The organism is Streptomyces sp. NPDC093064, from assembly GCF_044754605.1.
Taxonomy (GTDB): Bacteria; Actinomycetota; Actinomycetes; order Streptomycetales; family Streptomycetaceae; genus Streptomyces.
In genome coordinates this window covers 52,519-77,319 of sequence record NZ_JBIVPK010000027.1, presented here as the reverse complement: position 1 = coordinate 77,319, position 24,801 = coordinate 52,519, and the positions used below count along the sequence as shown (strand labels likewise).

The following is a 24,801-nucleotide window of genomic DNA, read 5'->3' as shown; positions in this document are numbered from 1 at the left end:
CCCGGCCACGAGAGGAGTGATCGTGATGGTGAGCGAGCCGGTGCACCCCGAATCCGTCTCGGTGGAGCTGAGCGGATGCAGCAAGGAAGACGCCCGGACCGTGTTCGACGCGCTGTGTGCCTGCTTCTCCTCCGATCGGTGCGCGGACGACGTACCCCGCGACTACGACGAGGTGCGCCCGACCGTATGGCTCGGCACGTTCGACGTGGCCGAGGAGCACGGGGCGGACCGCGGGCCCAGTCGGCTCGATGCGTCCGTCACGGCCGACGTGCAGGGCGGCTACTGGGCGATCGACCGTTTCCGCATCACCCTGGACTCCCTGTTCACCGTCCAGGACCTGTGCATGGCCTCCGGTGACCAGGAGCGCGAACTCCACGTCCGTCTGGAAAGCCGCTGACGCCGGCCGCCGATGAGGCCCCGAGAGGTTTATGCAACTAGTTGCATAAACCCCTCGGGGTCCTCTACAACTACGGACATGAGCCGTTACCCCCATCTGCTGCGCCCGCTCGATCTGGGCTTCACCACGCTGCCGAACCGCGTCCTCATGGGCTCGATGCACGTCGGCCTGGAGGAGGCCGACCGTGGATTCGAGCGGATGGCGGAGTTCTACGCCGCCCGGGCCCGCGGCGGAGTGGGGCTCATCGTCACCGGCGGCATCGCCCCCAACGAGGAAGGGCGGCCGTACGAGGGCGGCGCGAAGCTCACCACCGAGCAGGAGGCCGAGCGGCACGCGACCGTCACCGCCGCCGTGCACCGCGAGGGCGGCCGGATCGCCCTCCAGATCCTGCACTTCGGCCGCTACGCCTACCACCGCGACCTGGTCGCCCCCAGCCCCCTCAAGGCTCCGATCAGCCCGTTCGTGCCCCGCGAGCTCACCGACGCCGACGTCGAGCGGACCATCGACGACTACACCCGCACCGCCCGCCTCGCCCGCCGGGCCGGCTACGACGGCGTCGAGATCATGGGCTCCGAGGGCTACCTCGTCAACGAGTTCATCGCCGCGCGGACCAACCACCGCACCGACCGCTGGGGCGGCTCCTACGAGAACCGGATGCGCTTCCCGGTCGAGATCGTGCGCCGGGTGCGCGAGGCCGTCGGCGAGGACTTCGTCATCATCTACCGGCTGTCGATGCTGGATCTCGTGCCCGACGGCTCGACCCTGGACGAGGTCGTCACGCTCGCCGGGGCCGTCGAGGCCGCCGGGGCGACCCTCATCAACACCGGCATCGGCTGGCACGAGGCCCGCATCCCCACCATCGCCACCTCCGTACCGCGCGGCGCCTACGCGTTCGCCACCAAGAAGCTGATGGGCCGGGTCTCCGTCCCCCTCGTCACCACCAACCGCATCAACACCCCTGAAGTCGCCGAGCAGTTGCTCGCCGACGGGTACGCCGACATGGTCTCCGTGGCTCGTCCGATGCTCGCCGACCCCGACTTCGTCGCCAAGGCCGCCGCCGGCCGCCCCGAGGCCATCAACACCTGCATCGGCTGCAACCAGGCCTGCCTCGACCACACCTTCAGCGGACAGATCACCTCCTGTCTGGTCAACCCGCGCGCCTGCCACGAGACCGAGCTGGTCCTGTCCCCGACCCGGCGGCGCAAGCGGGTCGCCGTGGTCGGCGCCGGACCCGCCGGGCTCGCCTGCGCGGTCTCGGCCGCCGAACGCGGCCACCTGGTCACCCTGTTCGACGCGGCGGGCGAGATCGGCGGACAGCTCAACGTGGCCCTCAAGGTCCCCGGCAAGCAGGAGTTCGGCGAGACGCTGCGCTACTTCCGCCACCAACTCGACGCACACGGCGTGGACGTACGGCTGAACACCCGGGTGAGCGCGGGCGATCTCGCGGAGTACGACGAGACCGTCGTCGCCACCGGCGTCACCCCGCGCACCCCCGACATCCCCGGCGTCGGCCATCCGCGCGTCCTCGGCTACCTCGACGTGCTGCGGGACGGCGCACCCGTCGGCGACCGGGTGGCGATCCTCGGCGCCGGCGGCATCGGCTTCGACGTGGCCGAGTACCTCACCGACGGCGGTGACAAGGCGAGCGAGGACCCGGCGGCGTACTTCCGGCTCTGGGGAGTCGACATGGACCAGCGCGCGCCCGGCGGACTCACCGCGCCGCAGCGGCCCGCGCCGCCGCGCACGGTGCACCTGCTCCAGCGCAGGACCACCAAGGTCGGCGCCGGGCTGGGCAGGACGACCGGCTGGATCCACCGCACCGAACTCAGGCATCGCGGGGTCACCATGGTGCCCGGTGTGCGCTACGACCGGATCGACGACCGGGGCCTGCACATCACCGTCGACGGCACGAGCACGGTCCTGGAGGTGGACACGATCGTGCTGTGCACCGGGCAGGAGCCGCGGCGCGACCTGTACGAGGAGCTGGTCGCCGCCGGGCGCCGCGCGCACCTGATCGGCGGCGCGGACGAGGCCGTCGAACTCGACGCCAAGCGCGCCATCAAGCAGGGCACGGAACTGGCGGCGGCCCTGTAGGAGGCAACCCGTAGCGACCCCGCGGGGCCGGGGCGGGTGCGCCTCCTGTTCCTAGGATGATCCCCATGTCACTTCCGCACGCGATCCTCACCGCCCTGCTCGAAAAGCCGTCGTCGGGGCTCGAGCTGACGCGCCGCTTCGACAAGTCGATCGGCTACTTCTGGTCGGCGACGCATCAGCAGATCTATCGCGAGCTGGGAAGACTGGAGGCCGACGGCCTCATCCGCGGCCTGCCGGCGAAGGAGCCGGCCCGCGGGCAGAAGAAGGACTACGAGGTACTGCTGGCGGGCCGCGCGGAACTGGCCCGCTGGACCGCCGCCTCCCAGGAGCCGAAGCGGCACCGCGACGCCCTGCTGCTGCGGCTGCGCGCGGCCGCCGTGGTCGGCACCGCGGGCCTTCGGGCCGACCTCGGGCGTCATCTGGAGCTGCACGAGCGGCAGTTGGCGGAGTACCGGGAGATCGAGGAGCGCGACTTCCCGCCCGGCAAGGACAGTCCCGAGGACCGGTTGCGGCACCTGGTCCTGCGGGCCGGTATCGACCTGGAGACCTTCTGGACGCAGTGGTTCCGGCACGCGTTGGAGGAGTTCACCGAGCTGCCGGGCCAGGACCCGGAGTGAGGGCGGTCGGAACCGGTGGGGCGGTCGGAACCGGTGCTGCTGGGAGAGGCGGTCAGAACCGGGACGGCTTCGAACGGCGGCGCAGCACCCACCCGGTGGCGAGCACCGCCGCCCCGACCAGGGTCCCGCCGACCGCGAGCGTGAGGGGACCGTAGTCCTTGACGCCCCCGCCCAGGCCGCCCAGCACACCCCGGGTCGGCACGGCCGTGGGCGCGATGTTCGGCGCGTACGGTGCCAAATTCGGCGTGTACGGGGGCACGGCATTCGGCGCGTACGTCTGCCGGGACGGGGGAGCGGCCGTCGCGGTGACGCGGCCGCCGGTGACAGCGATGGTCTGCGTGCCCGCCATGATGTTGTTCGCGCAGACGACGGCCACGGTGTAGGTGCCCGGGCTCACGCTCTGCCAGGCGGCGGACTGGCCGCCGGCTGTTCCGGTGAGCGCCACTTGACGCCCCTGGGTGAAGTTCGTCTGGCCCGGGGTGAGCAGCGAGGCCGTGCCCCAACGGCCGCTGACCTGGCTGCACACGCTGGTCGTCACGGACACTGTCGAGCCGTTGGCGGTGACGGATATCCCGGTACCGGCGGCGTCGGCTGGGCCGGCGGCGAGACCGAGTGCGAGTACGGCGGCCGTCGCGGCGACGGCTGCGGAAAGGGAGGGTGGCTGAGTGTGGCTCATGGGACTGTCCTCCGGCGGCACGGTCGGCGGACCATCCCATGTGCCGCCGGAGATAGGGGATTCGCCCGTGCCGCCTCGGGGCCAGCCAACGTCCCGCGGAGGCCGCCCGCATGCGGGGCGCGTCCGTACGGGTGGGCGCCGCCCGGCCGGTCGACGCCCGGTCGGGTGCTTCGGGCCGGCCGGTGGTTATCGCGCTGTCGGGTGCTCGGGGCTGCCGGTCGTCACCGCGTGGTCGGGTGCTCCGGGCTGCCCCGTTCGTCGCCGCTCGGTCGGGTGCTCGGGGCTGCCCCGTTCGTCGCCGCTCGGACGGGTGCTCAGGGCTTCCCGGTCGTCACCGAGCGCTGGGGTGAGAAGCCGCCCCAGGTGCCGTCCGGGAGCATTGCCCGGATCCGCACCCGGTGGCCGACCCCGGCCTCACGCCCCAGGTAGAAGCTGTACGAGGCCTTCTCGCGCGGTGCCGTGCCGCCCCAGACGAGTGACGTGGCCGGCTGTCCGTCCAGCTGGATCTGGTACTGCGTCACCACACCGTCGGTGCGCGGCGGCACCCAGCTCAGATCGAGGTAGTACGCCCCGTCCGCCTGGTGGGTGGTGGCGTGGAAGGAGGACGGCGCGGTGGCCCGGCCGTCGTCGGATCCCGGCGCGGTGGTGAGCCGGACGGTGGCGCCGGCGGGGGAGAGGTTGTCGGCCGCGTCGCGGGCCCGCACGGTGAACGCGTAGGAGGTGCCCGGTCGCAGGCCGGTGACCACCGCGGCGGTCTGGCTGCCGCCGACACTGTGGATCTTCGTTCCGCCCTGGTAGATGTCGTAGGACACCACGCCCCGGTCGTCCGTCGAGCGGGACCAGGACAGTTGGACGGCCCGGCTGCCCACCGCCCGGCCGCGCACATCGAGCGGGCGGGTGGGAGCCGAGTGGTCGGCCGGGGCGGCGGCCGGTGTCGTCGCCCGCACAGACCCGCTGCGCGGGCCGAGCCGGCCGTCGGTGCCCCGCGCCCGTACGGTGAAGACATACGTGGTCGACGGGCTGAGCCGGGTGACGTCCACCATGTGCTCCCGGGCTGGTACGGCCTTCACCTTCGTGGTGCCGCGGTACACCTCGTACCCGCCGATGTCCGAGGCCGCGGGCAGCCCGTTCCACATCACGTGCACGCTGGTGGCGCTCCCCGCGGCGGCGGTGACGCCGGTCGGCGCGCCGGGCAGCCGGCCGCCCTCCCCGTCGTCCGCGACACTCCGGCCGCAGGCGGCGAGCAGCGCCAGCGCGCCGCACAGCGCCACGACACGCCCGGGCGCGCGGGGACGGCGGGAAGCGGGAGCGGGAACGCGTCGCACGGGTCTGCCTCCCCGGGAACGGCGGCGTGGACGGCCCGGACGCCGCACGGACAATGGTCCGGACCAATATGGCGCGTTGACGGGAGCGCATCAAGGGGGCCGCGGTTGGCGGCAGTCGCGGGGCGTTCCGTATGCTGAAGTTCCTTCCGGGCTGAACCACCCTGTGCAGCAGGGGAGTTCATGCTGCGGCGCGGGCAGCTGTCGTCGCTGCCTCCCGCGTCGTCACGGGCGGCCCGGGGGCCGGTTCGGCATGGATCCAGGCCCCCGGCCGTCCGATGGGTGGTGCGGGTCATGCGCCGCCCGTTCCCCTAACGTGGGCCGCGTGACCGTTTTCTCCTCAATTCACCCCCTTGGGGTGAATGCCTGCCAATGTCCCCGACGAGAGGGGCCCGATGGTGCGTGCCCAGTCGCTGACGCTCGTTGCGGCGAGTGCCGCCCTGCTCGCTCCCACGACGCTCCCGACCCCGACCGTGCCGTACGCGTACCGCATCCGGGGGGAGCCCGCGGCGCGCACCCGGGCGGAGCCCGCGGCGCACGGCGAGCGCGCCGTCCCGGCCGCCGACCTGCTGGCCAGGGTGCGTGACTGCACACGGGTCTCCCGCGGCCGCTACCGCCTCGACGCCGGGCGGCCCGCCACCGTCCCGGTGTGCGGGCTGCCCGGCGCCGTCTTCTGGAAGGCCGACATGGACATCGACTGCGACGGACGGCCCACCGTCCACTGCAACCGCCGCACCGACCCGCAGTTCTCCCCGACCGCGGCCTACGAGCAGTCCAACGGCCGCCGCCTGGACGCCGCACGGCTGCCATACATCGTCCTGCCCGCCCCGAGCGGCATCTGGGACCCTCGCGCCCACGACGTGGGCGGGGGATCGGTCGCGGCCGTCGTCTACCGGGACCGCGTGCAGTACGCGGTCGTCGGCGACATCGGGCCACGCGAGATCATCGGCGAGGCCTCCTACGCCACCGCCCGGGGCCTCGGCATCCCCGCCGACCCCAACGGCGGCGGGGTCCGCTCCGGCGTGACCTACATCGTCTTCGAGCACTCCCGGATCAGCGCCATCGAGGACCACGCGGCCGCCGTGGCCACCGGCGAGCGGCTGGCACGCCGACTGGTGAACGGCGGGACGGCTACGGCACAGGCGGACGACCCGCGCCTTCCGCCCCGCACCGCCCCGGACGCTCCTCACACCTTCCGGTAGCCGTACGCCTCCGAGGCCGCCGCCTCCACGGCGTCCAGGTCGGCTCCCGCCGCCGCCGTGACCACCGCGGCGACCGCGCCCTCGACGAACGGGGCGTCCAGCAGCCGTGTGTCCCCGGGCAGTTCGTCACCCTCGGCGAGCAGCGCCTTCACGGTGAGCACCGCGCTGCCGAGGTCGGTCAGCACGGCAACCCCGGCACCCCGGTCCACGGACGCCGCCGCGGCGGAGACCAGTTCCGCACTGGTGCCCAGCCCGCCGTCCTCCCGGCCGCCGGCCGCGGCCACCGGAACGCCCGCCGCCCCGCCCGCCAGCCCTCTCGCCAGCTCGGCCACCGAGGACGCCACCTCGGCGCTGTGCGACACCAGCACGATCCCGACCACCTTCTCGCCGCTCACGTCACGCCTCCGCCGCGGTGGCGTCGGCCAGTGCCGCGATCAGCAGGGCGGACGAGGTGGCCCCCGGGTCCTGGTGCCCGATGCTGCGCTCACCCAGATAGCTCGCCCGGCCCTTGCGGGCCAGCAGGGGTGTGGTCGCCTCGGCACCCGCCTCGGCGGCGGCGCGGGCCGCCGCGAAACCGTCACCGAGCGCGTCCACCGCCGGAACCAGCGCGTCGATCATGGTCTTGTCGCCCGGCGCGGCCCCGCCCAGCGTCATGACCCCGTCCACCCCGGCCCGCAGCGCCTCGGCGAGCTGCTTCTCGCTCACCTCGGCGGCGTCCCCGAGCGCCTTGCCGGTACGCCGCAGCAGCGTCCCGTACAGCGGCCCCGACGCGCCGCCGACGGTCGAGATCAGCTGCCGCCCGGCGAGGACCAGGATCGCGCCGGGCGTCTGCGGAGCCTCCTTCTCCAGCGCGGCCCGCACGGCGGTGAACCCGCGCTGAAGATTGCTGCCGTGGTCGGCGTCCCCGATGGGTGAGTCGAGGGCGGTGAGCCATTCCGCCTCACGGGCCACGGACGCGGCGGTCGCCGTCATCCAGCGGCGGAAGAAGTCGGCGTCGAGCACTGGATCTCCCTTGCGTGGTAGGTACGGTCGATGGGTTCGCCGACTCACCGGCCCCAGCGCAGGCCCGGTGTGCTCACCGGCGCGTCCCACAGCCGCAGCAGTTCCTCGTCGATCTGGCACAGGGTGACCGAGGCGCCGGCCATGTCCAGGGAGGTGACGTAGTTGCCCACCAGACTGCGGGCGACGGCCACACCGCGCTCGGCGAGCACCCGGTTCACCTCCGCGTTGAAGCCGTACAGCTCCAGCAGGGGGGTCGCGCCCATGCCGTTGACCAGCAGCAGCACGGGGTTGCGCGGGCTCATGTCGTCCAGGATCGCGTGCACCGCGAAGTCGGCGATCTCACCCGAGGTCATCATCGGCCGCCGCTCCCGGCCGGGCTCGCCGTGGATGCCGATGCCGAGTTCCAGCTCGCCGGCCGGCAGGTCGAAGGTGGGGCTGCCCTTGGCCGGGGTGGTGCAGGCACTCAGCGCGACGCCGAAGCTGCGGGAGTTCTCGTTGACCTGCCGGCCGATCGACTCCACCCGCTCCAGCGGCTGCCCCTCGTCGGCGGCGGCGCCCGCGATCTTCTCCACGAACAGGGTCGCGCCGGTGCCGCGCCGCCCCGCCGTGTACAGGCTGTCGGTCACCGCAACGTCATCGTTGACCAGCACCTTCGCGATCTGGATGCCCTCGTCCTCGGCGAGTTCGGCCGCCATGTCGAAGTTGAGCACGTCGCCCGTGTAGTTCTTCACGATGAACAGCACGCCCGCCCCGCTGTCCACGGCCGCCGCCGCCCGCAGCATCTGGTCCGGTACCGGCGAGGTGAAGACCTCCCCCGGACAGGCCGCCGAGAGCATCCCGGGCCCGACGAACCCGCCATGCAGCGGCTCGTGCCCCGATCCGCCACCGGAGACCAGGGCGACCTTCCCCGCCACGGGCGCGTCCCGCCGCACGATCACCCGGTTCTCCACGTCGACCGTCAGCTCCGGGTGAGCCGCCGCCATACCGCGCAGCGCGTCCGCCACCACGGTCTCGGCGACGTTGATGAGCATCCTCATGGGTACCTCCTGGTGATCTAAACAAGTGTGGCCGTGACCTGCGTCTTTGCTGGGCAAGGCGCATACGGGCTGTTGTTGATCTCGGCGGTCCGTGGCGGTCGAAAGCGGTGTCCGGCGGTACTGACGCTGACTTGGTGCTGACTTTACTGACGCGGCATCAGGAGACCCGGACGGGCGGACATGGGGAAGCCGGAGCGCTCCTACCGGCAGTATCGGCCTTGCGGCAGCGAAGGTCACCTGTGGCGACCATTGACTTCCTCCCCGGGCAGGAGCCCGGGGATTCCCCTATGAGGGGGTTCGGCCGGTTGCCCGGCGTACGGGTTCCTGCTTCACGGACCGGCTGGTGCCGAGGTCTCCACAGGCTGAGACCGCATGTCCTGCGGCCTTGATGTTCTTCGCGGCGTTCACGTCGGCATGGTCGCGGTGTCCGCAGCCTGGGGCTTTGCACCGGAAGACCGCTTGGCTCTCGCGGTTTCCTTCCGTGACGAAGCCGCAGGCGGAGCACCGCTGCGACGTGTACGCGGGGTTGACTTTCACCACGCGCGTGCCCGTGTACCGGGCGGCGTTGGTCAGGGCGAGTTCGAGGCGGTGCCACCCCTTGTCCAGGATGGCCCGGTTGAGCCCGGCCTTCTGGCGGACGTTGTGGCCGGGCGCGGCCACGGTGCCACACGCGCCGGCGGACATGTTCTTGATCCGCAGGTCTTCGAGGACCACCAGGGCATTCTTCGCGACGATCCGGGCGGCCCTCTGCGCGCAGAAGTCTCCACGCCGGTCCGACACCCGGGACATGATGCGGCCCATGGCTGTGATCGTCTTGTGCCGGTTCGCGCTGCCGCGCTTGGACCGGGCGAGGCGTTGTTGCAGGCGCCGGTACCGGACGATCTCGCCGGCCGTGATGAACGGCCGGTCGTGGAAGTCGCCGTCCGAGGTGACGACGGCGGTCTTGACCCCCCGGTCGATGCCCACGGCGGTACCGGGCATGGCGTGCTGCGCGGGAGTGGCGGCCTGGTCGTCCACGAGGAACGACACAAACCACCGGCCGCCCTTGCGGGACACGGTCGCGGAACGGATCTCACCACCCAGGGGGCGGGACCAGCGGAAGCGGACCCAGCCCAGCTTCGGCAGCTTGACCCGGCCCCACTTGCGCCCCAGCCGCTCCACACTGATCTGCTTCGCGTCGGGGAACCTAAACGACGGCGACCACCGTGCCCTCGACCGCCACCGCACCCTGAACGTGCCGTGAACCCGGCAGGCCCGGTCCAAATCCTTCAGCGTCTGCTGCAACGCGTGCGACGGTGCCGCCTTCAACCACGGGTGCTCACGCTTGGCGTCAGCCAGCTCGGCGCACTGCGGCGCGTAGTTCATCCACGCCCCGCGCCGCCGGTATGCCCGACGCTGCTCCAGGGCCGTGTTCCACACCGACCGGCAGATAGCGCCGAACTCCTCACACATCTCCTCTTGTTCGGGCGAGAGGTGGAGCAGGTAGCGGCGACCGGACAGCATGAAAACACCCCCTTCGACTGGTGCGATCAACATAGTGCACGCCACTGACAACGCAGCGAACTCCGCCGCTGCGCGGCTCCGCGCCAAGGATGAGCTAACCCCGTCCTGAAGGACGGGGCTTGCGCTCAAGAGATCCGGTCAGGCGAACGAGAGAACGGGTGCCTCCGGGCCTACCGGCCGTTTCTCAGGGTCCGCCTGCACCTGCCGGCCCGGGCAGGCGGAGCCTGGTCGAGCGGTGAACCTCGGTGCAGCGGCTCTTCCCCCGGGTGGCGTCCGAGTCGTGGCCTGTCGTGGCCTGCCGCCTGCTGGGGACGGACTGGCCTCTGCGACGTGTCGGCCGCGGTGATCTACGCCGTTGCCTCCGGCTGCACCGACCTCGAACGCCGTGGCCGGCCAGGGCCGGGGCTCAGCGCACCGGGAAGCCGCAGGAGTAGCCCTGCTCTTTGAGCCAGGGGAGGATCCGGCGCAGGGTCTCGACGGTCTGGGAGCGGTCGCCTCCCGCGTCGTGGAAGAGGAGCGTCGGCCCGTTGGGCACCTCCCGCTCGACGGTGGCGACGATGGCGTCCGTGCCCGGCCGCTCGAAGTCCTTGGAGTCCACGTTCCAGCCCAGCGGGCGCATGCCCCGGGAGGCCGCCAACTTGCGGCTGTAGGGGGTGAAGGCCCCGCCGGGCGCCCGGTAGTACATCGGCCGAACGCCCCCGGCCGCCTCGGTGATCATGCGTTCGGCGTCGAGTATCTGCTGCGACTGGTAGGCCTGGGACTTGGTGTCCATGGTGGTGTCGTGCGACACCGTGTGGTCGCACAGCCGGTGCCCGGCCGCGACCACCTTCTTCACGAGGTCCGGGTGGGCCTGCGCCTGTGTCCCCACCATGCAGAACGTGGCTTTCACGCCGTACTCCCGCAGCACGTCGAGGACCTGAGGGGTCCACACGGGGTCGGGGCCGTCGTCGATGGTGATGTTGACGCCACGCTCCCCCTTGTCCGAGGCGTGCGCGATGGTCACCTCCACTGGATTGACGTCACTGCCCGGCGTGGCCGACGCGGCCGTCCGAGGCGACGAGCCGCCCACGGCACCGGCCTGCGCGGTCCACACCGAGGCACCGGCGGCCAGTACCGTCACCCCGAGCGCCGCCCCGACCACCTTGCCGTACCAGCCCCGCCCGCCGCCGTGCCGTGCCATGTCCGCCCCGCTTTCCCGCAGTTCCTCGCCGATCCTTGGCCGTCTTCCGACCACTTGGCAGGACGAGGGGCGGCGGCCACCGGATGCGTCCGTTACCGATCACGGACACTTCCGGGGGGGTTCGCGGACAACTGGGCGAGCAGCGGCCAAAACTGGGCTGGTTACGATCGGCTGCTTGCGGAGGCGTCAATCCGCATCAACATGTTCTTGCCGGTGGTCGCGCTTGTCACCACGCCGGCGCTGCGCGCGAGTTGGCTGTGGTGGCTCGGGTTGATCGTATGTGTGGCGTTGCTTTACCAGGGGCTCGTGCAGCGGTCGCGGGCCCTCGCGGTGGTGCTGGACTCGGTCGGGCACCCAGCTGATCGAGTCACCGACGATGGCGGCATTGAATCGCGGTATGCAAGCCGCCGGCTTCGGTCTGGTCAGATGGTGGCACGGATCGGCCTCGGCATGATCAGCCGGGGCTGAGCACCTGCTGAGACTGAGCCCTTTCTTCCTTCTCATCACTCAGCTCGGCTTGAGTATGCGTGCTCATGTCCGGCGAGTCCTCGCGCGGCGAGTATCGATGCAGCGGCGTAGTCGCGTGGCGCCGACCCGATCCAGTGGTGAGACAGTTAAGGAGATTCCCATGTCCCGACGTGTTGCTCTGTCCGTGGTCGCCGGTGTCGTTCTCCTTGGCGGTGCTGGTGCCTTCGCTCTCGCGCAGGCCGGGGAGCAGACTCCGGCGCTGGCGCACAGCACTGCCCGCTACTCCGCTCCCGAAGGGGACCGCGACGGCTCGCTGGTCTTCGTCACCGACGTCACGGTGCCCTCCGGTGTCACGAACGTGAAGGTGCTGGCCTGGCCGCAGCGCTCGTCCTTCGCCGAGAAGGGGCTGACTGCCAAGGACATGGCCGCCGCGGAGCCGGCCGTCTGCAAGCCCTCCGGGCCGAACACCGTGCGCTGCACCTACACCGCCGAGGTCACCGGTGCCGACGTCGAGTCGTCCCCGCGCGGTGCCTGGCACCTCGCCGTCCTGGCCACCGCGCAGAACGGCACCACGACCTTGGACACCGAGGCAGCCGACTTCACCGTCCGGTGACACGGACACGGATAAGGGTCGGCCCCACTGGCCTCGGTCAGGACGCAGCCCCGCAAGGCTGCGTCCTGGACGGAGAGTCGCCCGACGTCATGCCTTGTGCTGCATGCTGCGCCGTGCGGGGCTTCCCTGCTCAGCGGCCCTGGACCGTACGCCGTCGGCAATGCGCTTGCCGATCGCCTCGTCGATGTTCGACCAGTACGTGAAGGCGCGCTCCAGGACCGGTTCGCTGACCCCGTTGAGGAGGTGCCCGACGACGTTGTCGACAAGACGGTCCCGGGCGGCATCGTCCAGGACCTGCCGGACCAGTGCGCCGGGCTGCCCCCAGTCGTCGTCCTCGGCGTGGGAGATGTACGCGGCACGGGTGATCTCGCCGTCGGCCGCCCAGCTGGGCGGCGGGCCGAAGCGGGCAGGTTCGGCGGCGGGACCGCCCTTGGAGTTCGGGGCGTACACCGGATCAGTCGTCTTCCGGTACGCCATTGCCCCGTCCTTCGAGTAGGTGTGGACGTCGACGATGGGCGCGTTCACGGGAAGCTGCTGGTAGTTGGCGCCGATGCGGTGCCGGTGGGCGTCCGCGTAGGAGAACAGCCGGGCCAGCAGCATGCGGTCCGGACTCGGCCCGATCCCGGGGATGAAGTTGTTGGGCTGGAACGCCGCCTGCTCGATCTCCGCGTGGTTGTCGGTCGGATTGCGGTCCAGGGCCATCCGGCCGACCGGTATGAGCGGGTAGTCACCATGCGGCCACACTTTGGTGAGGTCGAACGGGTTGAAGCGGTAGTGCGCGGCCTCCGCGTACGGCATGACCTGCACGTACAGCGTCCAACTGGGGAAGTCGCCGTCACGGATGTGCTCGAAGAGATCGCGCATGTGGTAGTCCGTGTCGACGGCGGCCATCTGGTCACCCTCGTGCTGGGTGAAGAACTCGATCCCCTGGTCGGTCTTGAAGTGGTACTTCACCCAGTACCGCTCGCCCTTGGCGTTGAGCCACATGTAGGTGTGGGACGTGTAGCCGTTCATGTGGCGCCAGGTGCGGGGGATGCCACGGTCTCCCATCAGCCAGGTCACCTGATGTGCGGACTCCGGCGAGAGCGTCCAGAAGTCCCACTGCATGTCGTTGTCGCGCAGGTTGTTGTCCGCGCGGCGCTTCTGAGAGCGGATGAAATGCTGGAACTTCATCGGGTCCTTCATGAAGAACACCGGCGTGTTGTTGCCGACCATGTCGTAGTTGCCCACGGCGGTGTAGAACTTCACCGCGAAGCCGCGAGGGTCACGCCAGGTGTCGGGGCTGCCCCGCTCGCCGGCGACCGTCGAGAAGCGAATGACCAGGTCGGTGCGGGTGCCCGGTTGGAATACGGCTGCCATGGTGTAGGCGCTGACGTCCTCGATCACCTCGAAGTGGCCGAAGGCGCCGCTCCCCTTGGCATGCGGCTGGCGCTCGGGAATCCGCTCCCGGTTGAACTGGGCCATCTGCTCGATCAGGTAGGCGTCCTGCAGCAGGACCGGCCCGCCCGGGCCCAGGGTGAGAGAGTGCTCATCACTCTCCACCGGCGCGCCGGAGTCCGTCGTGGTGGCGGGATGGAACTCCGTCATAGGTCTGCCCTTTCGCTGTGCCGGTCTTCCACGCCTCCATTCACGTGACCGTAAGAACCCGTACTAAACACCCCAAGCCGCACTTTATGGATGGCACCGTCGGATCCGGCACGGGGGTTAGTCGTCCTCCGGCGTGGCCCTCGTTGCTGGGGGAAGTGCCGTCGGCCAGGGGCATGAGGGCGGTGCGGAAGTGGTCGGCGACCATGCGCAGCCGTACGTCTGTCTCTGCGTCCGCGCCGCACCGGATCCCGGCAGGCGTGGCGGCCGGCCACGAGCATCCCCGGCACCGGCCACGACCTGCACCGTTGATACAGCTATCGCGCCGCGGCCTCCAGTGCCGCCATCCGGCGGTCGTGGAAGCGGCTGAGCACCAGCACCGAGACGGTGGCCCCGATCAAGGCGCAGAACATGTCCCACTGGGTGTCCCACACATCGCCCTGAGTGGCGAGGAACGCGTCTGCGCCGTGGCCGCCGATCACGGCCGCCGCCCACTCGAACAGCTCGAAGAGCGCGCTGAACGCGAGACACGCGCACACTGTGAGCGGCGCCAGCCAGCGGCTGCCGCGCAGCGGGGAGGTGCGGCTGAGCAGTTCCCGTACCAGCACCGCGGGCACGAAGCCCTGCATCAGATGGCCCAGCCGGTCGTACGGATTGCGGTGGAGGCCGAAGGTGTCCCGGATCCAGTCGCCGAGGGGCACCTGCGCGTAGGTGTAGTGGCCGCCCGTCGCCAGCACCAGCGCGTGCACGGCGAGCAGACAGCACAGCAGGTCGGTGAGCGGGAAACGCCGCCAGGCCAGCATGACCATCGGCAGCCCGACGATCACCCACACGGTCTCCAGCAGCCAGGTGACGCGGTCGCGCGGGGCCCAGCCCGACACGATCATCCCGGCCACCACGATCCCGGCGAGCAGGAGGGGCGGAACGCGCCAGGGGGTGGAGCGTGCCGGTGCGGACAGGGGCGGGGCGGACATGGGCGGACTCCTCGCCGTAGGGCGCTCCTGGCCGCAGGAGCGTGACAGGAGCCCTCATCCTGGCGCGGCGCTGGTACAGCGGCATGAGTACCGCTACTCATCCCGTTCTGGGGGCCCGATGGGCCCCAGAACGGGTCGGACACGTGCCTTGAGAACGCCCTGGAGTGTGGCGATGCACACGAGGGACGTGAGTTCTGTGCGGGTGACACAGACCGGCACAATCCCGCCGTGGCGAGAGGCGGCCAACGCGATGCCCGCGGGCAGGGCGTCGCGCAGGACGTCGAGGGAGACGCTGCTGAGGCCGATCGCGCCGATCTTGCCCTCGTCGCGCAGGGCGGTCATCACGGCGAGCTGATCGTCGGGGGCGACGATCTGGTCCCCTTCGGCGCGCAGCCTGGGGCCGGTGTCCGTACGGCGGAGGTTGACCAGGGGATCTGTTCCATCCCGAGGGTCGCCAGGTTGTCCTCGACGCCGGCCCGCAGCTGTTCGGGGCGCTGCGCGAGGCGGAGGGGAAGCGGGCCGTCGGGGTCGGGCTCGGCGCCGACCTTGCTGACCACGATGACATCGTCCTCGGGGCGGACGGCTTCGCGGATCACCTCGTTCACGAAGCCGTGGCCGTAGAACTGGGCCGTGGCGATGTGGTCGACACCCGGCTCGACGCAGCGGCGCAGCATCGCGATCGCCGCCTTGCGATCGCTCCGCAGGCGCTCCAGGTGCATCGCGCAGACCAAGCCCACGGCCGCCGGCCGCGGCGCGGCAGCGCCCGATCGGGGTCAGGCCCGTAGGTAAGTGAGGACGGCCAGGACCCTGCGGTGGGTCTGGGTCGTGGGAGGCAGGTCCAGCTTGGTGAGGATGTTGCCGATGTGCTTGCCGATCGCGGCTTCGGAGACCACCAGCTCCTCGGCGATGGCGCCGTTGGACTTGCCCTCGGCGATCAGTGCGAGCACCTCGCGTTCGCGGGGGGTGAGTTGCTCCAGCGGGTCGCGGCGGCGACGCAGCAACTGGCGCACCACCTCCGGGTCGATCACCGTCCCGCCGGCCGCCACCTTCTGCAGCGCTTCGACGAACTCCTCGACCTGGCCGACGCGGTCCTTGAGCAGATAGCCGACGCCCGATCCGTCGCCGGAGTCCAGGAGTTCGGCGGCGTACGTCCGTTGCACGTACTGGCTGAGGACCAGGACCGGCAGTGCGGGGTTCTTCTCGCGCAGACTCACCGCCGCGTGCAGGCCTTCGTCCTGGAAACCGGGCGGCATGCGTACGTCCGTCACCACGATGTCCGGGGCATGCTCCTCGACCGCGGCGACCAGTGCCTTCGCGTCCCCGACGGCCGACACCACCTCGTGGCCGCAGCGGCTGAGCAGGACGATGAGCCCTTCCCGCAGCAGCACGCTGTCCTCGGCCAGCACTACGCGGAGCGGTCGGCCGCCTCGGTCAACTCGCAAGGAAACTCCACACGCAAGAGAGTCGGTCCACCCGGCGGACTGGTCAGGGCAAGTCTGCCATCCAGGACCGACACCCGGTCCGCGAGACCGGTGAGGCCACTGCCCGCCGAGGCGTCCGCGCCGCCGCGGCCGTCGTCGCGCACCTCCAGGAACAGGCGTCCGTCGCGATGACCACCGCTCACCCGCGCACGGTCGGCCCCGCTGTGTCTGGCGACGTTGGCCAGCGCCTCGCAGACCACGAAGTACGCCGCGGACTCGACGGCCCGCGTTGGCCGGCCCGGCAGTTCGAGATCGACGTCGACGGGGACCACGCAGCGGTCGGCGACGTCGGCGACCGCGGCGTGAAGGCCGTAGTCCGTGAGGACCTTGGGGTGGATGCCGCGGATGAGCTCACGCAGCTCCGCGAGGGCCGTGCCCGCCTCCTCGTGGGCCTTGGTGAGCTGGTCGGCGAGCGGGCCGGGCGCTGCGTCCAGGCGGGCCAGCCCGAGGGTCATCATCAGGGCCACAAGGCGCTGTTGGGCGCCGTCGTGCAGATCGCGCTCGATACGGCGCCGCTCGGCCTCGAAGGCATCCACCAACCGGACGCGGGAGCGGGCCAGTTCGACCACCTGGGCGCCGAGATCGCCCTCGCGGGAGGCGATCAGCAGCCGCGTAAGCTCGGCGCGGGCGCCTGCCGTGACGCCGAGCACGTAAGCGCCCAGGCCCATCAGGAGCAGGCCCAGTACGGCGACGGCGAAAGCGGTCGGCCAGGTGGTGACCGTCCACTGCTTGAGCACCTTCGCCTCGTGGCCGTCGCCGACCGTGGCCATCACCAGCGGTGTGGCGGCCACGGACAGCGGGAAGAGCAGGGCGACCGTGAGCGCCAGGGCGTCGACCGGCCACAACAGCCCGGCGAACAGCAGCGCGTACCCGAGCTCCCGCCAGGTCGCCTGTTCGCGCAGCCGGGTGATCAGCCAGGCCCATGGTCCCGCCGCGGCCGGCACCTGGCGCCGGCCGGACACCGGGACGCGGTCGATCAGGCGCAGCCTGCGCCGCTCCACCCCGGCCACCGGGATCCCGCTGAGGGCGACCAGGACGAGCAGCGGCAGCCCCACCAGGACGATGACGAGCGCACCGCAGACAGCCACCACCGTCACGATTCCCACAAGAGCGGCGACGCCGGTCACCGCGCCGGTGAGCAGATACGCGGCGGAGCGCCAGGGCCAGGCCGACAGCAGGAATCCCGGCCGGGCCATGGCCTGCCACACGTTCCGAGGGTGCATGTGCATGACGGTAAGGGGCCTCACGGGCCGGTGCCATCGTGCCGGAGCCCGTATCGGGGGTAGGCCTGGCCCTACCCCAGGTCTCGGTCCGGCCGTACTGCGTCACGAGGGGCTTCCGCGGTTTCGTGGAGGCACCAACGAGCCGAGGAGCAGGTGCTGGTGGGGGGACACACGATGGGCGGACACATGACCGACGACGCGATCCGGTTGCGATCGGTGACCAGGCGATTCGATGCGGGTGGCACGTCCGTCACCGCCCTCGACGAGGTGTCGCTCGCCTTCCCGAGGGGGACGTTCACCGCCGTGATGGGCCCGTCCGGGTCCGGCAAGTCGACCCTGCTGCAGTGCGCCGCGGGCCTGGACCGGCCCACGTCGGGCTCGGTCACCGTGGGCGGCACGGAGCTGACCGGGCTGAGCGAGACCAAGCTGACCCTGCTGCGCCGCGAGCGCATCGGCTTCGTGTTCCAGGCGTTCAACCTGCTGCCCTCGCTGACCGCCGAGCAGAACGTGGCCCTGCCGCTGCGGCTGGCCGGCCGCCGCCCGAAGAAGGCCCGGGTGCGTGAGGTGCTCCAACAGGTCGGACTCGGCGACCGGGCGCGGCACCGGCCGCCGGAGATGTCCGGCGGCCAGCAGCAGCGGGTTGCCCTGGCCCGCGCCCTGATCACCCGGCCCGAAGTGCTGTTCGGCGATGAGCCGACCGGCGCGCTCGACTCGCGGACCAGCCGCGAGGTGCTGACCCTGCTGCGCGGCATAGTCGACCGGGAGGGCCAGACGATCATCATGGTCACCCACGACCCCGTCGCCGCCTCCTGCGCCGACCGCGTCGTCCTCCTCGTCGACGGCCGTGTCAACGGCGAGTTGATCGGTGCCTCCGCCGAGGACATCGCGGCGCGCATGACGAAGCTGGAGGCCGTGCCGTGCTGAGTACGACCCTGCACACGCTGCGCACCCGCCGGGTCACCTTCGCCGGCAGCTTCGTCGCCCTTACCCTGGGCGTGGCACTGATCGCCGTCATGGGGCTGGCCCTGGCGTCCTCGCTGGACGCACCCGACCGGGGGCCGGAGCGGTTCGCCGCCGCGCCGGTCGTCGTCAGGGGCCAGGACACCTTCGAGGTGCCCACCTCGATCGGCGACCGTACGCAGAAGCTCGCGCAGCCGCGTGCCGTGCCCGACGCGACGGTCGCGAAGCTGCGGGACCTCGGGACCGTCGTCGAGGACCGGTCGTTCGCCGTGCGGGCCGCGGGCGGGCCCGCTGATCTGGTGGGCCACCCCTGGTCCACCTCGGCCTTCGCGCCGTACGAGCTCGACGCGGGACGCGCGCCCGAGGCCGCGGACGAGGTCGTCGTCAGCGGTGACTGGGCCCGTCCGGGCACCCGGGTGCGGACCGACGGCGGCACCGTGCGGGTCGTCGGCACGGTGGCCGGACTCGGCTTCGAGAACGCCGTGTTCTACACCGACACCCGAGCCGCCGCACTGTCGCCGCGCAGCCTCCAACTCGTGGTCGACGCAGACGCGGCGGCCGTGCGCGAGACGGTGCGTGGCCGCGAGGGCGTCCAGGTCCTCACCGGGGACGCGCGCCGGTACGCCGACGCCGACCCCGACCGGGACAGCGAGGCGCTCACCGCGATGAACGCCATGTTCGGCACAGCCGGCGGCGTCGCCGGATTCGTGTCGGTGTTCGTGGTGGCCTCGACCTTCGCGTTCGCGGTGGCCCAGCGGCGCCGCGAGTTCGGGCTGCTGCGCACGGCCGGGGCGACCCCGGCGCAGATCCGCCGCATGGTCGTCTCGGAGGCGCTGATGGTCGGTCTGCTCGCCTCGGCCGCCGGCTGTGTGCTCGGCTCCTACGGGGCTCCGATGCTCGCCGAGTGGGCGGTCGACGAGAGGCTCGCGCCCCGCTGGTTCAGCATCGGCGACTACACCTGGCCCTACCACATGGCGTTCTGGACGGGCCTGTTCGTGGCCCTGTGCGGAGCGGTGGCCGCGTCCTGGCGGGCGGGGCGCACCGGTCTTACCGAGGCGCTGCGCGAGGCGGCCGTGGACACCCGGGCGATGACCCGGGGCCGTTGGCTGCTCGGCGCCGCCCTGCTGATCACCGCCGCGGTGACGCTTGTCCTGGACCTGGTGACGAACCCGAGCGATCTGCTGCAGCGCAAGATCTATGTGAGCCGGCCGATGCTACTGATCACCGCGGTCGCGCTGCTCGCGCCGGTGCTGGTGCGGCCACTGGTCCGGTTGATCGCCTGGCTGCCTGCCCAACTGCCCGGCGCCAGCGGGATGTTGGTTCGGGAGAACGCCACGGCCGGGGTGCGCCGCACCGCCGCCGTCGCGGCGCCCGTACTGGTCACGGTCGCGCTGGCCGGCTCGCTGCTGGGCGCCACCGCCACCCTCGACGAGGCGAAGGCCACCGAGGTCCGCGAGCAGACGGCCGCGGACTTCGTGGTCACCCCGGCGGGCGATGCCGGCTTCGACGACGCGACGCTGAACCGACTGGCGGCCGTGTCCGGTGCCGAGGTCTTTGCGAGCTCGTCCAGCGCCGTGTACGTCCTGGAGGAGGGCGTGGCGCTCATCAGGTCCGATGCCAGGGCCGTCGACCCGGGGCCGCTCGTGGCAACGGCCCGTCTCCCGCTCGCGGCTGGGAACGTGAGCGACCTGGACGACGACTCGATCATCGTCAACGAGGAGTGGGAGAAGCACACCGTGGGGGACCGGGTGGACGTGTGGCTCGGCGACGGAACGAAGAAGTCCCTGAAGATCGCCGCGGTCATGACCGTCGGCACCGGCGACAACGGCGTCTACGTCACCCCGCGCAACGCCCCCGCGGCGCCCGTCGACCGGGTCGACGTACGTCTCGTGGACGCTGCCGGTACGGGCACCGTGGCCGCCGGTCTTCGGGAGGCGGTGCGGGCGTCGGGTGGGGAGGTCCTCACTCGGGACGCCTGGGTGCGGCAGACGTACCCCGAGAGCGACCGGACCACCCGGACGGGCTTCTTCCTGGTCCTCGGGATCGCCCTCCTCTACACCGGCATCTCACTGGCCAACACCATGGTCATGGCGACCTCCGACCGGGTCCGCGACCTGGCCGTGCTGCGGCTGGCCGGGGCCACCACGTGGCAGGTGCTGCGGCTGGTCGGCGCCGAGGCGCTGATGGTGGTCACGGTCGGCGGAGTGCTGGGAGTACTGGCCGCCGGGCTCAACTTGACGGGTATGTGGGCCGCGCTGGGCCTGCTCTCGGTGGGGACGTCCATCGAGATGCCGTGGACCGCGCTCGCGGCCGCCATGGGCGCCTGCGCGGTGCTCGCCGTGATCTCGGCGGTCGTTCCGGCCGGCCTCGCCCTGCGCCGCAGGGCGGTGGAGCCGGCGGGCGTACATGATTGACGGGCCGGCACCGGCCGACGGCAGGAGGTCTCGCCTTCCGGCGCCGCCCCAACTGGGCCAAAGGGCCAAAGGGCCAAAGGGCCAAGGGCATCACCCAGTCCGGCGGCGTACGCGCCGCGGGACTGGGCGCCGGCCGCCATCCGCTGCCGGCGGCGGCCGACTCCATCGCCGACTCCGACCAGCGACGCTGTACTCGGCGCCGTTGTAGCCGGCGGACAGGGATACCTGAAGGCCACTCCCCGTCAGACCAGGGCCGGAAGACCGAGGATGAGGTCGGCGGCGGCTGTCCGGCCGCCCGCGGCGCGCTGGAGCGCGCCGATCCGTTCCGCGTTCTCGTGGAAGGACGGTTCGCTCAGAACCCGGGTGAGCTTGTCCACGACGTCGTCGACGACGATGGTCTCCGGGTGGTCGAGGGTCAGGCTCACCCTGGAGTCCCGGCCGCGTACCGCCTGGTCGTAGCAGTGCGCCCACAGGGGGCGCACGACCAGCGGCTTGCCGAAGTAGAGGCCCTCGTGGAAGCCGTTGCCGCCCCCGTGGGTGAAGAACACCTTGACGCCGGGGTGGGCGAGGACGTCGAGCTGGGAGGGCACCCAGCTCTCGATGCGCAGGTTGCCCGGCAGCTCATCGGCCGCCGGCAGCAGATGCTGCTGTTCCGCCGGCAGCTTCCACAGCACCTGGTGCTCGCCCGCCAGCCGGCGGGCCACCTCCACCAGGCAGCCCACCTGTTCCCGGGTCAGCCGGGTGATGGTGCCGAAGCCCATGTAGACGACGGACGACTGGTCGTCGAGCCACTTGCGGACCGGATCGTCTCCGGTGGTCTCCGGCAGTGGCGGCAGCACCGCGCCGACGAGCCGCATCTTCTCCGGGATGTCGAACGGATAGTCAAGCTCCGCGACCGAGTTGCACAGCACCAGCTCGGCCTTGTCGATCCGCGTCATCGGGTTGGGCGGTGGAAGCCCCACCTCCTTGCGGAGACGGGCGTCCTTCGACAGCACCTTGCCCATGACCGGGTTGAAGAACATGGCCAGGGTACGGAACTTGAACAGTTCGTTGGCCACCCGCTGCGCCAGGTTCATCCGACGCGGCAGCCCCGAGTGCGGGACGGGGAAGTCGCGCGGGGTGAGCCCCTTGGCGAAGGGACTGTGCGAGGTCAGCACGTTGCTGGGCAGGAACGGCACACTCAGCACGAAGGGGATGCCCCGGGAGACCGCCAGGTCCACGGCGAAACCGCTCATGCAGTCGACGACCATGAGCGTCGGCCGGACCCTGTCGACGATCTTCTGGAGCCGGTGGAACTTCTCGGCCTGGAGGGCCGGCTTGTAGGACTGCTTGATGACGGCGCGGTGGGCCCGGAAGCGGGAGCACTGCGTGACGTCCCGGTAGACGTCGTCGGGCCAGGTCACGGCCGACAGCTCGGGAATCACGTCGCCGAGGGAGGCGAACCGTACCGGTGCGTGTTCCGCCGTTCTGCGCACGTCCTCCCTGCGGTGCTCGTCGGTGGCGAACCACAGGTCCTCCACGCCCTGGCGGGAGAGTTCACCGGCCAGCACCAGGAGCGGGTTCAGCAGGCCGCTCTCGGGAAGACTGACGAACAGGATCGGCCGTCGGGCGGAATCCATGAAGTGCCTTGTGCCTTTCATCGGTGGCCGGCAGGACGGGGGAGCACCTCCCCGGGCGATCCGCATCGCCCGGCACTGTGATCTCACGCCGGATGCCGGAAGATCCTTAGACCTCCTGTTGGAGCGGGTGCGCACCTTCCCGGGCGCGGGACCGGATCTGTCGACGGAGCCCGTCGCCCCGTGCTCACAGAGCGGTATCCGGGAAAGCCCTAGAGCCGACGCCCGCGCGAGCCCTGCAGGGCGACACCCGGGGCCTCCTGCGTGCCGTGGCCCGGGAACCGGGCGCCCAGCAGGGACAGCAGTGGCTCGGCCTCGCGTGCCGTCTCCTCGAACACGGCGTCCGGGTCGCACGGCGCGGTGACGGCGCCGCCGACGCCGTACCGCAGACGCCGGCCGCTCAGCACCGCGGTGCGGGTGGCGAGGCCGAAGTCGGCCGCTCCCGAAAGGGAGAAGTAACCGATCGCTCCCGTGTGGACGCCGCGCGGCCCGCTCTCCAGCCGGTCCAGGGCTTGCATCGTCCGCGACTTGGGAGCGCCCGTCACGGAGCCGCCCGGGAAGGCCGAACGCAACGCCGCCACGGCTGTGGTGCCTTGGCGCAGCCGCGCCCTGACTGTGCTCACCAGGCGGTGCCCGCCGGGCCACGTCACCACGTCGAACAGCGGATCGGCCGTGACGGCGCCGGCCTCGGCGCCGGAACCCAGGTCGTGCCGCGCCAGGTCGAGGAGCGTGAGATGCGCGGCCCGCTCCCGCTCACTGGTGGCGAGGTCCGCGATCAGCAGGGCGTCCTCCTCCGGCGTGCTCCCGCGGGGGCGGGAGCCCTCGGTGACCGTCGACTCCGCCCAGCCCTTCCGGTCGACGCGCAGGAAACGCTCGGAGGCGGAGCTGAGCACGGACTGCGTGCCGAACCCCAGGAACGCCCCGAACGGCGCCGGGGCCAGCCGCCGCAGGGTGCGGTACGCCTGCCACGGGTCGAGGTCCGTCCTGGTCTCGATCATGTTGGCGAGATACAGCCCATGGGTGTGGCCGGCGGTCAGCTCGTCCTGGCCGGCGGCGACGAGCTTGAGGTACCGCTCGCGCTCATGACGCAGCCGCAGCCGTGCCGGCCGGGCCGGTGACGGGATGCGGGCGGACGGAACGGGCGGCGGCGGCACGGTGGCAAGCCGCGCCGAGGCGGCGGTGAGCCAGGAACGGGCCGGACCCTCGTCCCCCTCCTCGGCCAGGGCGAGCAGATACGCGGTGCCTGTGCCGTGGTCCAGGACGACGGCGCGGTCGGCGAAGACCATGACGGCGTCCGGTGCCGGTGACCGGTGCGCCCTCGCGCCGCCGCACTCGGCCTTCAACTCGTAGCCCAGATAGCCGACCCAGCCGAGCGCGAAGTCGAACGGCAGCTTCGGGACCTCTACCGCCAGGGACCGCAGGTCCTCGTCGAGCCAGCGCAGGAACGGACTGCGGACCACCTCGGCGGGCCCCGCCGCCCGGACGGACACGCTGCCCCTGACCACGTGCGCGGTGGCGACCCGGGCGAGCGGTCCGTCCGCGTTGCCGACGACGGACACCCGGCCCGGACCGCCGTCCGTCCGTCCGCTGTCCAGCCAGAAGGGATGGTCACCGGAGCGGAACAGGCGGTCGAAGACCGTTTCCGCCTCCCAGCTCGTTTCCAGCCGTTCGGCCAGCATCCGCAGCCGCCGGCGCGGCGGCCGCGCACGATCACCGGCGCCCGGGAGCCGCTTCGGTGCCTTCCCCGCACCGGTGGCCGTGACCGCCGGAGCCCGCCGTGGCGAGGCACCTGCGAACAGGGGCGGGACGGGGCGGGATCTCCGGAGCTCTTCCGTCAGTTCGCGGAAGCCGGAGAGCAGTTGGCGGCCTGTGTCCGTTCCGGCGGACTCGGGGTGGAACTGCACTCCCCACAGCGGCAGGCTCCGGTGGCGCAGCGCCATGACCACGCCGTCGTCCGTCGCCCAGGCGGTGGGCTCCAGGGCGGGGGCGAGACCGGTGACCGCGAGCGAGTGGTAGCGGACGACCTCTAGGGGGTTGGGCAGTTGCCGAAGGAGCCCGGTACCTGTGTGCCGCACGGGGGAGACGCGTCCGTGGCACGGCCAGGGTGCACGGCCCACAGTGCCGCCGTGCACCAGCGCGATCGTCTGGTGGCCGAGACCCACGCCGAGCACGGGCAGCCGGTCCTGACGGCAGACCTCGGCGCAGATCGCCGTGCCGGCGCGGTCGTGCGGGGTGCCCGGCCCCGGGCAGAGCACCACGTTGTCGAAGCCCCGCAGCAGGCCGGGGCGCCAGGAGGGGTCGTCGTGGCGGACGACCTCGGGCTCCCGGCCGTTCACCTCGGCGAGGCGATGGAACAGGTTGTGGGTGAAGGAGTCGTCGTTGTCGACGAGCAGAGTACGCATCGCGGGTCCTCGCTCCGCACGTGCGGGGACCGGAAC

General features: G+C 71.6%; 21 protein-coding genes and 1 pseudogene. 8 read left to right on the top strand and 14 right to left on the bottom strand.

Annotation, left to right across the window (positions count from 1 at the left end; translation table 11 throughout):
• Positions 1 to 25 precede the first annotated feature (25 nt).
• The 3 genes from ACIQFZ_RS27760 (at position 26) to ACIQFZ_RS27750 (ending at position 3,108) form a co-directional block, all read left to right on the top strand.
• Positions 26 to 397: a hypothetical protein gene (locus tag ACIQFZ_RS27760; RefSeq protein ID WP_365434561.1), complete on the top strand. Its 372-nt coding sequence runs from the start codon at positions 26 to 28 to the stop codon at positions 395 to 397.
• Positions 398 to 475: 78 nt separating this feature from the next.
• Positions 476 to 2,491, top strand: coding sequence for an NADPH-dependent 2,4-dienoyl-CoA reductase (locus tag ACIQFZ_RS27755; RefSeq protein WP_365435414.1), 2,016 nt, complete (start codon positions 476 to 478; stop codon positions 2,489 to 2,491).
• A 65-nt stretch (positions 2,492 to 2,556) separates the two neighbouring features.
• Complete coding sequence (locus ACIQFZ_RS27750) at positions 2,557 to 3,108, top strand: PadR family transcriptional regulator (protein WP_402692409.1); 552 nt, start codon at positions 2,557 to 2,559, stop codon at positions 3,106 to 3,108.
• Positions 3,109 to 3,160: 52 nt separating this feature from the next.
• On the opposite strand, the gene ACIQFZ_RS27745 is transcribed toward ACIQFZ_RS27750, so the two are convergent.
• Both ACIQFZ_RS27745 and ACIQFZ_RS27740 read right to left on the bottom strand, forming a co-directional pair.
• Positions 3,161 to 3,784: a hypothetical protein gene (locus ACIQFZ_RS27745; RefSeq protein ID WP_402692408.1), complete on the bottom strand. Its 624-nt coding sequence runs from the start codon at positions 3,782 to 3,784 to the stop codon at positions 3,161 to 3,163.
• Between the two features lie 314 nt (positions 3,785 to 4,098).
• On the bottom strand, positions 4,099 to 5,109 hold the full coding sequence (locus ACIQFZ_RS27740) for a fibronectin type III domain-containing protein (RefSeq protein ID WP_383063104.1): 1,011 nt from the start codon (positions 5,107 to 5,109) through the stop codon (positions 4,099 to 4,101).
• A 395-nt stretch (positions 5,110 to 5,504) separates the two neighbouring features.
• On the opposite strand from ACIQFZ_RS27740, the gene ACIQFZ_RS27735 reads away from it, so the two are divergent.
• A complete protein-coding gene (locus tag ACIQFZ_RS27735; RefSeq protein WP_402692425.1) occupies positions 5,505 to 6,308 on the top strand; it encodes a glycoside hydrolase family 75 protein in 804 nt (267 codons plus the stop codon).
• Here ACIQFZ_RS27735 and ACIQFZ_RS27730 read toward each other — a convergent pair.
• From ACIQFZ_RS27730 to ACIQFZ_RS27710, 5 genes are all read right to left on the bottom strand, one after another.
• A complete protein-coding gene (locus ACIQFZ_RS27730; protein WP_376654006.1) occupies positions 6,293 to 6,703 on the bottom strand; it encodes a PTS-dependent dihydroxyacetone kinase phosphotransferase subunit DhaM in 411 nt (136 codons plus the stop codon). The genes ACIQFZ_RS27735 and ACIQFZ_RS27730 overlap by 16 nt on opposite strands.
• Position 6,704: 1 nt before the next feature.
• Positions 6,705 to 7,310: a dihydroxyacetone kinase subunit DhaL gene (gene dhaL, locus ACIQFZ_RS27725; protein WP_376654005.1), complete on the bottom strand. Its 606-nt coding sequence runs from the start codon at positions 7,308 to 7,310 to the stop codon at positions 6,705 to 6,707.
• Between the two features lie 44 nt (positions 7,311 to 7,354).
• On the bottom strand, positions 7,355 to 8,347 hold the full coding sequence (gene dhaK, locus ACIQFZ_RS27720; RefSeq protein WP_383063112.1) for a dihydroxyacetone kinase subunit DhaK: 993 nt from the start codon (positions 8,345 to 8,347) through the stop codon (positions 7,355 to 7,357).
• Positions 8,348 to 8,632: 285 nt separating this feature from the next.
• Positions 8,633 to 9,850 carry an RNA-guided endonuclease InsQ/TnpB family protein gene (locus ACIQFZ_RS27715; RefSeq protein WP_402692407.1) on the bottom strand — a complete coding sequence of 406 codons (1,218 nt, stop codon included), beginning with the start codon at positions 9,848 to 9,850 and terminating at the stop codon, positions 8,633 to 8,635.
• Positions 9,851 to 10,256: 406 nt separating this feature from the next.
• Entirely contained in the window at positions 10,257 to 11,030 is a 774-nt protein-coding gene (locus ACIQFZ_RS27710) for a polysaccharide deacetylase family protein (RefSeq protein ID WP_383059889.1), read from the bottom strand.
• Positions 11,031 to 11,231: 201 nt separating this feature from the next.
• On the opposite strand from ACIQFZ_RS27710, the gene ACIQFZ_RS27705 reads away from it, so the two are divergent.
• Complete coding sequence (locus ACIQFZ_RS27705) at positions 11,232 to 11,498, top strand: hypothetical protein (RefSeq protein ID WP_402692406.1); 267 nt, start codon at positions 11,232 to 11,234, stop codon at positions 11,496 to 11,498.
• 160 nt (positions 11,499 to 11,658) lie between these two features.
• Positions 11,659 to 12,111, top strand: a complete 453-nt coding sequence (locus tag ACIQFZ_RS27700; RefSeq protein WP_402692405.1) for a DUF5707 domain-containing protein — start codon at positions 11,659 to 11,661, stop codon at positions 12,109 to 12,111.
• Positions 12,112 to 12,198: 87 nt separating this feature from the next.
• On the opposite strand, the gene ACIQFZ_RS27695 is transcribed toward ACIQFZ_RS27700, so the two are convergent.
• The 5 genes and pseudogenes from ACIQFZ_RS27695 to ACIQFZ_RS27675 form a co-directional block, all read right to left on the bottom strand.
• Positions 12,199 to 13,698: a catalase gene (locus tag ACIQFZ_RS27695; RefSeq protein ID WP_402692404.1), complete on the bottom strand. Its 1,500-nt coding sequence runs from the start codon at positions 13,696 to 13,698 to the stop codon at positions 12,199 to 12,201.
• Between the two features lie 314 nt (positions 13,699 to 14,012).
• Positions 14,013 to 14,669: a DUF2238 domain-containing protein gene (locus ACIQFZ_RS27690; RefSeq protein WP_402692403.1), complete on the bottom strand. Its 657-nt coding sequence runs from the start codon at positions 14,667 to 14,669 to the stop codon at positions 14,013 to 14,015.
• 246 nt (positions 14,670 to 14,915) lie between these two features.
• Positions 14,916 to 15,388 (bottom strand): annotated as a pseudogene (locus tag ACIQFZ_RS27685) (aldo/keto reductase); the annotation flags it as partial.
• 54 nt (positions 15,389 to 15,442) lie between these two features.
• Complete coding sequence (locus tag ACIQFZ_RS27680) at positions 15,443 to 16,075, bottom strand: response regulator (protein ID WP_376653999.1); 633 nt, start codon at positions 16,073 to 16,075, stop codon at positions 15,443 to 15,445.
• Positions 16,075 to 17,373 carry a sensor histidine kinase gene (locus tag ACIQFZ_RS27675; protein WP_402692402.1) on the bottom strand — a complete coding sequence of 433 codons (1,299 nt, stop codon included), beginning with the start codon at positions 17,371 to 17,373 and terminating at the stop codon, positions 16,075 to 16,077. Before ACIQFZ_RS27675 ends, ACIQFZ_RS27680 begins: the two co-directional genes overlap by 1 nt.
• 186 nt (positions 17,374 to 17,559) lie before the next feature.
• On the opposite strand from ACIQFZ_RS27675, the gene ACIQFZ_RS27670 reads away from it, so the two are divergent.
• Together ACIQFZ_RS27670 and ACIQFZ_RS27665 are read left to right on the top strand one after the other, a co-directional pair.
• Positions 17,560 to 18,297: an ABC transporter ATP-binding protein gene (locus ACIQFZ_RS27670; protein ID WP_402692401.1), complete on the top strand. Its 738-nt coding sequence runs from the start codon at positions 17,560 to 17,562 to the stop codon at positions 18,295 to 18,297.
• Positions 18,291 to 20,747 (top strand): FtsX-like permease family protein, encoded by a 2,457-nt coding sequence (locus ACIQFZ_RS27665; protein WP_402692400.1) that lies wholly within the window; start codon positions 18,291 to 18,293, stop codon positions 20,745 to 20,747. Before ACIQFZ_RS27670 ends, ACIQFZ_RS27665 begins: the two co-directional genes overlap by 7 nt.
• 242 nt (positions 20,748 to 20,989) lie before the next feature.
• Here the strand turns inward: ACIQFZ_RS27665 and ACIQFZ_RS27660 are convergent, their stop codons facing one another.
• Together ACIQFZ_RS27660 and ACIQFZ_RS27655 are read right to left on the bottom strand one after the other, a co-directional pair.
• Positions 20,990 to 22,366 carry a glycosyltransferase gene (locus tag ACIQFZ_RS27660; protein ID WP_365777448.1) on the bottom strand — a complete coding sequence of 459 codons (1,377 nt, stop codon included), beginning with the start codon at positions 22,364 to 22,366 and terminating at the stop codon, positions 20,990 to 20,992.
• 209 nt (positions 22,367 to 22,575) lie between these two features.
• A complete protein-coding gene (locus ACIQFZ_RS27655) occupies positions 22,576 to 24,765 on the bottom strand; it encodes a chorismate-binding protein (RefSeq protein ID WP_402692399.1) in 2,190 nt (729 codons plus the stop codon).
• Between the last annotated feature and the right edge of the window lie 36 nt (positions 24,766 to 24,801).